This is a genomic window from Aeromonas sp. R7-2, from assembly GCF_040908105.1.
GTDB classification, from domain to species: Bacteria; Pseudomonadota; Gammaproteobacteria; order Enterobacterales; family Aeromonadaceae; genus Aeromonas; species Aeromonas caviae.
This window is the reverse complement of record NZ_JBFODC010000035.1, coordinates 359,198-367,767: the sequence shown is the minus strand read 5'-3', so window position 1 is coordinate 367,767 and position 8,570 is coordinate 359,198. Positions and strand designations below refer to the sequence as shown.

Here is an 8,570-nt window from a genome sequence, read left to right as displayed (position 1 = left end):
GAGGTGCCCATGTTGATGTCACAGAGAGAGGCACCATGGCGCCGCACGGCCTGTATCAGGCCCTGTCCAGCAGAGCCCGCACCGCCGCGACCTTGGCGCCGTCGGTGATGTTGACCCGGCCGTCGTCCGAGGTGCCCATGTTGACACCATGGGGCACCATGCCGCCGCGCCAACCCATGCCGGACATGTGTACTTCATTGACGCCGGTGAATTCGATGATGGTGCGCACGTTGTCGGCGTTGACCCCGGCCCCCGGCATCAGGCTGGCCCGTCCCGCCAGCGCCTGGTGCATGGCCTGCAGGGTTTCAAGCCCCGCCAGCGCGGTCGGCGCATGGCCGGAGCTCAGAATGCGTTCGCAACCCGCCGCGACGATCGTCTCGAGATCCAGCCGCCAGTCGGAGGAGAGATCGATGGCCCGGTGGAAGGTGACGCCAAGCGGCCCCGCCGCCTCGACCAGTTGCCGGAGCTTGCCTTCGGGTACCCGTCCATCTTCATCCAGCAGACCGACCACCACCCCTTGCAGGCCGGCGGCACGGGCGGCGGCGATATCCAAGAGCATCATCTCGAACTCGCCGTCGTTGAAGCAAAAATCTCCGGCGCGTGGACGGATCATGGCGTACACCGGCACAGTGGCGTGGCGGGCAGCCAGCTGCATAAAGCCATAGGAGGGAGTGAGACCGCCCAGCCCCAGCGCAGAGCAGAGCTCGATGCGATCGGCGCTGGCCGCCTGGGCGGTGAACAGGGATTCGAGGTTGTCGATACAGATTTCAAGACGGGTCATGATGACTCCTTGTTCGGGGAGATCAGACCCTCTGTCCGATCTCACAGATTGAGCAGGGCTGCACCGCGCACACCGCCGGCACCACCGAATCGGGCCTCGCGGATCGCCGGCAGGGCGACACCGGGCAGCAGGTGGCCGGGCAGACGTTTGGGCAGCTCCTCATAGAGGGCTGGCAGGGCGCTCAGGCCGCCCCCCAGCACCACCACATCGGGATCAATCACCGAGATGGCGGTGGCGAGGCCAGCAGCGATGATCTCGAGCCAGCAGTCGATGGTCGAGAGGGCCGCCGCCTCACGGGCATCGGCACGGGCGACGATCTGGTGGCCGCTCACCCGTTCCCCATGAACATGGTGGTATAGCCGCTCCAGGCCCGTGCCCGACGCATAGGTTTCGAAACAGACCAGGCGCCCGCAGCCACAGCGGGGACGGGGCAAATCCGGGTATTTCATCAGGATGGTGGCAGGCAGCGGGTAGTGACCTATCTCCCCAGCCAGCCAGTTGCGCCCCTGGATGAGCTTGCCCGCCAGGTAGACGGCGCCGCCGATGCCGGTGCCTATGGTGACGCCGAGGGCGCTGCCAGCACCGTCTGCGGCCCCCTGATGCACTTCCGACCAGAGGAAACAGTTGGCGTCATTGTCGACCTTGACCGGTCGGCCCAGCAGTTCGGCCAGATCCGCCCCCAGATGGCGGCCATGGATGGCGGGCAGGTTGGCCGCCACTATGCTCCCGTCGAGGCGATTGAGGATCCCCGGAAACCCGATGCCGACGGCCCCTTTCACCCCGAAGCGCGCATCCGCCGCCTCGACCCGCTCGCGGATCAGCTGCTGCAACCCTTCGTAATCATTGCCGGGAGTGCTCATGCGCTCCTCGTGACAGAGATTCAAGGCGCCGTCATACACAGCGAACGCTATCTTGGTGCCGCCAATGTCAAATCCGTAGTACATGCCACACTCCCTTGTGGTGGACCCGGCCACCTCAGTCTGTCCAGATGGGGCACATTGTATTAATTCGCAAAAAAAATAAAGTGGCCGAGGGCGAAAAACGGGAGCCAGCTCAAAGCAAACGGAACATTTGTCGCTGTTGGCAAGGTTGTCCGAGGCTCATCAGGGTGCGCTCCTGACCGTCGAACATGAAGCCGCGGCGCAGGTAGAATCCCTCGCCGATGTGATTGCCATCCAGCAGCCAGAGCCTGACGCACTCGCAACCGGCCCGGCGCATCTGCACCGCCACCGCCTGCCACAGCCGTTTGCCATGACCCTGACGCCAGTGATCGGGATGAAGGTAGAGCGCCCGGATCCGCGCCGTCATCAAGCCTTCCTCCAAAGAGGGCTGCCAGTAGAGCAGGCCGATGACCACTTCGTCCTGGCACAGCAGCATGGGCCTTGGGCCCACTTCCGCCAGCCGGCGCTGCCAGATCTGCAGATGTTCGGTCACCGCCAGCTGGGCCAGCATGTCGGCCCCCAGCACCTCCCCGTAGGCCGCCAGCCAGCTCGCCCGCTGCATCACCGTCATGGCGGCGGCATCGGCGGGACGCGCCAGGCGCAGGCTTACGCCTTGCACTGGGGAACCAGCCCTGATGCTTTCGCCTGCTGGTACAGGGGCTGCACTTCGGCCTGCTGGGCCTGCAGGTTGGCGATCCGGCTCTGGTCGCTGGGGTGGGTGGAGAGCAGCTGGGGCGGTGCCTTGCCACCGGAGGCGGCGCTCATGTTCTGCCACAGGGTGACGGCTTCGGCCGGGTTGAACCCGGCGCGGGCCATCAGCTCGAGGCCGAGCCGGTCCGCTTCGCTCTCCTGGGTTCTGCCATAAGGCAGGGCTATCCCCACCTGGACCCCAAGGCCCAGGGCGGCCATGGTGGCAGCGCCCCCGAGGCTGTCGCTGCTGCCGATGGCGGCGTCCGCCACCGCCAGCCCGATACCGGTCAACTGATCCCGGGAGAGGCGCTCGTTGGAGTGCTGGGCCAGCACGTGGGTCAGCTCGTGACCGATGACGGTGGCGAGCTGGTCCTGATTCTTGGCGACTTTCAGCAGGCCGCTGTAAACGCCTATCTTGCCGCCGGGCAGGGCGAAGGCGTTGATCTCCTTGGAGTCGAACACCACTACCTCCCAGCTGGTGATGCCATAGCTGGCAGGCACCTGGGCGGTCACCGCCTTGGCCACGCAGCCCACATAGGCATTCATCCTGGCATCCGTGCTCACCTTCTCCTGCTGCTTCATCTGGGTGAAGGAGTCGGCGCCCAGCTGGTTCATCTGCTGGGGGGAGAAGAGCAGCATCTGGTTGCGACCGGTCGGCGACTGGGCGCAGCCGGCCAGCAGGGCGCTGCACAAGGCCGTCAGGGCCAGTCTGGAGAGGGAAGATGCGCGCATGAGAGGGTCCTTTGCCGTGAAGTTGCCCTATTCTCGGAAATGCCGCCGCCCGGCGCAAGCCGGGCGCTGCGCCCTGCGACCAAAAAGATCCTGGGGCGCACCAATGAAAACGAGCCCGCATGGGGCTCGTTTTTCTGCAAGGGCATGTTCTGTTACATGATGCCCAGCTTCTTCAGGTCGGCCTGAACCACCTTGGCCGGGACCGGCACATAGCCGTCCTTGGCAACGATGGTCTGGCCCGCCTTGGAGAGCATCATCTTCACAAACTCCTGCTCCATCGGGGAGAGCGGCTTGTTCGGATGCTTGTTCACATAGACGTACAGGAAGCGCGACAGCGGGTACTTGCCGGTGATGGCGTTGTCGGAGTTCGCCTCGATGAAGGTCTTGCCATCCTTGGAGAGCGGAACGGCACGTACGCCGGAGGTGACGTAGCCGATACCGGAGTAGCCGATGCCGTTCAGGGAGGAGGAGACGGACTGTACCACGGAGGCGGAGCCCGGCTGCTCGTTCACGCCGCTCTTGAAGTCACCGTTGCACAGGGCGTGTTCCTTAAAGTAACCGTAGGTGCCGGACACGGAGTTGCGACCGAACAGTTGCAGATCCTTGCCGGACCAGCTGCCGTCCAGACCCAGATCAGACCACTTGGTGGCCGCCTTGGCTTCGCCGCACTTGAGGGTGCTGGAGAAGATGGCATCGATCTGCGACATGGTCAGCCCCTTGATGGGGTTGTCCTTGTTGACGAACACGGCCAGGGCATCGACGGCGACGCGGATGGCGGTCGGCTTGTAGCCGTAGCGCTTCTCGAATGCCTCCTCTTCACCGGCCTTCATGGCACGGCTCATGGGGCCAAACTGGGCGACGCCCTCGGTCAGGGCAGTCGGTGCGGTGGAAGAACCGGCGGCCTGGATCTGCACGTTGACGTTGGGATACATGCGCTTAAATTCTTCGGCCCACAGGGTCATCATGTTGGCCAGGGTGTCCGAGCCGACAGAGGACAGGTTGCCCGAGATGCCGCTGGTCGGTGTGTATTCCGGCAGGTCTTTATCCACACCGGCAGCCAGAGCGCTGACAGAAAACAGGGTTGCTGCGGTGAATCCGATGACACCAGCCAGTTTGTTGAGTTTCATCCAATCTCTCCAAGTCCAAGGTTGCAGAAGGCAATCGTCAGGTTGACGTCTAAACGTGGTTGACACCCGATCGCAATGATCCGTGGGCCAGCACCACTCCTTCTCCAGTGTTACAGAAGGTCCGTTCTTTAAGACGGCGCCAGTATCTGGCCTGGCAGTGACAAATTTATGGAATTTATATGACACTTTGATGACATGGGCCGAGAGTGGCCCGGATGAAAAAAGGGCTGCGATGCAGCCCTTCTCTCGTTGCTAACACATTGACACAAAATATTATTTCACCAGCACCATGCGGGCGGGAATGAGAAAGCTGAAGCGGCTGCCCGCACCGACCCGGCTCTCGATATCGAGATGGGCATCGTGATGACTCAGGGCATGCTTGACGATGGCAAGGCCGAGCCCGGACCCTCCGGTGTGGCGCGAGCGGGCCTTGTCGACCCGATAGAACCGCTCGGTGAGCCGCGCCAGATGCTCGGGGGGGATCCCCTCCCCCTCATCCTGCACCGCAAACAGCGCCATGCTCCCCTGCTTGCGCCACTCCACGGTGATCTTGCGCCCCGCCGGGGTGTAGTGGATGGCGTTGTAGACCAGGTTGGAGACGGCGCTGCGCAGTTGATCCTGATCCCCGCGCACCAGCAGATTGGGCTGAACCATGAAGACGATCTCGTGGGCCCGCTCGCCAGAGAGCGCCCGCGCCTCCTGCTCCAGCAGCCCCAGCATGGCGGGCATGTCCACCAGATGGGAGAGATCCACGGTGGGCGCCGCCTCGATGCGCGACAGGGTGAGCAGCTGGTTGACCAGATTGTCCATGCGGATCGTCTGCTCCATCATCACCTTGTGCGCCTTGGCCCACATGGCGGGGGGCGGCGGCTCCTCGGTCATCTCCAGATACCCCTTGAGCACGGTGAGGGGGGTGCGCAGCTCGTGAGAGACGTTGGAGACGAAGTGCTTGCGCGTCTTCTCCAGGCTGCGCAGCCGGGTCACGTCCCGCACCACCAGCATGGCCTGGTCCTCCGCATAGGGCATGATGCGAAATTCGAGGAACTTCTCCTCGTTGATGGGGGAGTGCATCTCGAACGGCTCGTCATACTGCCCCTTGCCCAGATAGGCGACGAAGGCGGGATGACGGATCAGGTTGCCGATGTGCTGGCCGGCATCCTCGGGCCAGCGAAAGCCGAGCAGTTGCTCCGCCAGCCGGTTGCACCAGAGGATGCTGCCGTCGGTGCGAAACACCACGGCCGCATCGGGCAGCGCCTCCGCCCCTTCCCGAAAGCGGCGGATGAGGCCCGCCAGCTCCCGGCGCCGGGCCCGGTGACGCTGCTGCAACTTGTAGATGCCGTTGAAGATGTGCTCCCAGCTGCCGCTGCCGTGAGGCGGCACCAGGCTGCGATCGTGCCACAGCCAGTCCGACAGCCGCTTCTGGAAGCGGTAGTGCCAGACCAGGTGCAGCACCGTGGCCACCAGCAGGCAGAGAACGAGATGATCGATTAACCAACCTACCAAGACGAAGGGGCTGTAGAAGAACGCCATTCGCCACAACTGTCGCCGCCAGGCGTAAGGTTGCAACATTAAGATCTCCTAGAGACAGCAAAGAGCCGGGTCCAATGCCCGCCGGCAGGGGCTGGCGGCACTGGCCCTGACCTAGAGACGGGTCGAGAAGCGGTAGCCGGCCCCGCGCACCGTCTGGATCAATCTGTCGTGCCCCGTCTCTTCGATGGCCTTGCGCAGGCGGCGAATGTGCACGTCCACCGTCCTGTCCTCGACATACACATTTGTACCCCAGACGTTGTTGAGCAACTGCTCGCGGCTGTAGACCCGCTCGGGGTGGGTCATGAAGAAGTGCAGCAGCTTGAATTCGGTCGGCCCCATGTCGAGGGCCTTCTCCTCGGCACTGACCCGGTGGGAAACGGGATCCAGCTTTAGCCCCTGCACCTCGATCACCTCGTCCACCGAGGTGGGAGAGACACGGCGCATCACGGCGTGCAGGCGGGCGGTGAGCTCCTTGGGGGAGAAGGGCTTGGTGATGTAGTCGTCGGCACCGGCCTCGAGCCCGCGCACCTTGTCCTCTTCCTCGCCCCGGGCGGTCAGCATCACCACCGGGATCTGGCGAGTCATCTCATCCTGCTTGAGCTGCTTGAGGAACTGGATACCACTGCCACCTGGCATCATCCAGTCCAGCACGATGAGTTCGGGGTAGGGTTCGCGCACCTTTGCCAGTCCATCGGCGTAATCTTCTGCTTCTACTGTTTCATATCCCTTCTGCTCAAGCACGAAGCAGAGCATTTCGCGGATCGGTGCCTCGTCCTCGACCACCAGAATTCGCTTAGCCATATCCCTTCTCTCTCCTCTGTGAAGATGGGTGCGCCAATTATTAGAACTTTCTGTGACACTTTTATGACTTTATGACGGGCGGGATGATAAACGTTTTCAGATTCAGTTGGCAGCAGCGAGTTGCAGCAGGTCCCAGCGATTGCCACTGATGTCCTCGAACACCACCACGGTGCCGTAAGGTTCGAGGCGCGGCTGTTCACAGAAATGAACACCATAGGCCTGCATCCGCTCGTAATCGCCCCAGAAGTCGTCGGTCTCGAGAAACAGGAAGACCCGACCGCCCCCCTGGCGACCGATGGCGGCGCGCTGCTCCTCGTTGGCCGCGCGGGCCAGCAGCAGGGCGGAACCGGGAGCCCCCTTGGGAGCGACCCACACCCAGCGTTTGCCCGGTTTGCCCGGCTCGTCGAGGGGGGTGTCCTCCAATAGCTCGAAGCCCATTCCCCGGGTGAAGAAGGCGATGGCCTCGTCGTAATCCGCCACCAGCAGCGTCAGGGCGCCAATGTGTTGTGCCATGGCATCTCTCCTCGGATAAATGATGGGGCGCATGATAGCCCCGCCCGGCCATGGGCTCCAGCGCCGGATCAGTCGGGCGCCACCTCCACCCGGTTGCGACCATTCTGCTTGGCCTGATAGAGCGCCTCGTCGGCCCGCTTGAGCGCCTGCTCCAGGCTATCCTTGCGCCGCTCGGCCACCCCGAAGGAGGCGGTGATACCGAGCCCCAGCGGCCAGTGCCTGTACCCCTCCAGCGCCCCTCTCAGCCGCTCCGCCAGGGCGGCTGCCCGTCCCTCGTTGTAATGGAGGCAGACCAGCACGAACTCCTCGCCGCCCCAGCGCACCAGTCGGCACAGGCTGTCGCAATGGCGCAGCAGCTCGCTCACCATGTGCTTGAGCACCTCGTCCCCCACCGGGTGGCCGTGACCGTCGTTGACCCCCTTGAAGTGATCGATGTCGATATAGATGAAAGAGAGCGGCATCTCGCCGAGCTCCCCGAGCAGCTTTTCGCCGCCGAGCCGGTTGAGGGCCCCGGTCAGGGGATCGTAGCGGGCCTCCTCCTCGGTGCGCCGGTTCTGCTCGCACAGGCTCGCACTCAGGGCTTCAGCCGCGAGGCGCGCCTCCCTGGCCTTGCGCAGCCGATCGCCAAACATCAGGTTCTGGACCAGGAAGAGCAGCACGCCGTAGACAAGCCACCCCAACAGCAGATAGCGATAGAAGTCCCCCGGCTTGCACCAGCGGCCATAGAACTCCAGCCGCTCGAGCCGCAACCGGTACTCCCCCGGCAGCATCTTGTCATCGGAGGCGATCTCGATGGCGTAGACATGGTGCAGATCCGGCCCCTGCTGGACCAGCGGAATATCGTACTGCTGCACCCACCAGGAGCTGGGGGCGAAGACGTTCAGGGGGACATCCTGCTCACGGCCAAAATCCCTGGCGGTGAAGAGCACTTCGTTGAACTTGTGGGAACTCTCGTCTTCCCGCGTCGAGTAGACGGGATCGTAGTTGCGCAGATAAAGGCGCCAGGCCTGTTCCCCCTGCCCTTCTACATCCAGCCTCACCCGCACCCCGGTGAAGCCGGAAAGATCCAGCCCCCGCTCGGGGTCGGTCAGGGTCAGAACCAGCTCGCAGAAAGGATAGGCATATTGGCTTCGCAGGGTGCACTGGATGGCGGGTCTGTCGCCCCCCTGACTCAGGGTGGCGACGGAGGAGTCCTTGTGGGCCCTGTCATCCTGGGCACGCACGGACAAACCGGCCTGGCTCAGGATGTCGAGCCGCCGCTCGGGTCCGAATTCGAATAACACCATGGCCAGCAGGCTCGCCGCCAGCAGGCACCAGAACAACAGCGTCGTCATGCGGGAATAGGAAGGGATCATCGGTATCACACCTGAAAAAGGGCTTTTACCCTACACCTTGAAGCGCCGGACCGCGCTGATCCAGATCCAAGGTTATTACACGCGCCGCACCGGGCGCAGA

The 8,570-nt window shown here is 63.5% G+C and carries 9 protein-coding genes; all 9 read right to left on the bottom strand.

What is annotated here, in order from left to right:
- Positions 1-55 precede the first annotated feature (55 nt).
- Positions 56-781 carry a copper homeostasis protein CutC gene (locus AB5Y47_RS15315; protein WP_368220364.1) on the bottom strand — a complete coding sequence of 242 codons (726 nt, stop codon included), beginning with the start codon at positions 779-781 and terminating at the stop codon, positions 56-58.
- A 41-nt stretch (positions 782-822) separates the two neighbouring features.
- Positions 823-1,725, bottom strand: a complete 903-nt coding sequence (locus AB5Y47_RS15310) for an ROK family protein (RefSeq protein ID WP_045523530.1) — start codon at positions 1,723-1,725, stop codon at positions 823-825.
- Between the two features lie 109 nt (positions 1,726-1,834).
- The gene (locus AB5Y47_RS15305) at positions 1,835-2,341 is read right to left on the bottom strand and encodes a GNAT family N-acetyltransferase (RefSeq protein ID WP_045523532.1); all 507 of its coding nucleotides are present in this window, start codon (positions 2,339-2,341) and stop codon (positions 1,835-1,837) included.
- Positions 2,329-3,144, bottom strand: a complete 816-nt coding sequence (locus tag AB5Y47_RS15300; RefSeq protein WP_010673474.1) for a M48 family metallopeptidase — start codon at positions 3,142-3,144, stop codon at positions 2,329-2,331. The genes AB5Y47_RS15305 and AB5Y47_RS15300 overlap by 13 nt, the downstream gene beginning before the upstream one ends.
- 152 nt (positions 3,145-3,296) lie before the next feature.
- Entirely contained in the window at positions 3,297-4,271 is a 975-nt protein-coding gene (locus tag AB5Y47_RS15295; RefSeq protein WP_010673473.1) for a PstS family phosphate ABC transporter substrate-binding protein, read from the bottom strand.
- A gap of 273 nt (positions 4,272-4,544) precedes the next feature.
- Positions 4,545-5,840, bottom strand: a complete 1,296-nt coding sequence (gene phoR / locus AB5Y47_RS15290; protein ID WP_042014623.1) for a phosphate regulon sensor histidine kinase PhoR — start codon at positions 5,838-5,840, stop codon at positions 4,545-4,547.
- A 72-nt stretch (positions 5,841-5,912) separates the two neighbouring features.
- Positions 5,913-6,602, bottom strand: coding sequence for a phosphate regulon transcriptional regulator PhoB (phoB, locus tag AB5Y47_RS15285; protein ID WP_010673471.1), 690 nt, complete (start codon positions 6,600-6,602; stop codon positions 5,913-5,915).
- 102 nt (positions 6,603-6,704) lie between these two features.
- A complete protein-coding gene (locus AB5Y47_RS15280; protein ID WP_368220363.1) occupies positions 6,705-7,115 on the bottom strand; it encodes a VOC family protein in 411 nt (136 codons plus the stop codon).
- Between the two features lie 68 nt (positions 7,116-7,183).
- The gene (locus AB5Y47_RS15275; RefSeq protein ID WP_368220362.1) at positions 7,184-8,470 is read right to left on the bottom strand and encodes a diguanylate cyclase; all 1,287 of its coding nucleotides are present in this window, start codon (positions 8,468-8,470) and stop codon (positions 7,184-7,186) included.
- Positions 8,471-8,570 lie beyond the last annotated feature (100 nt).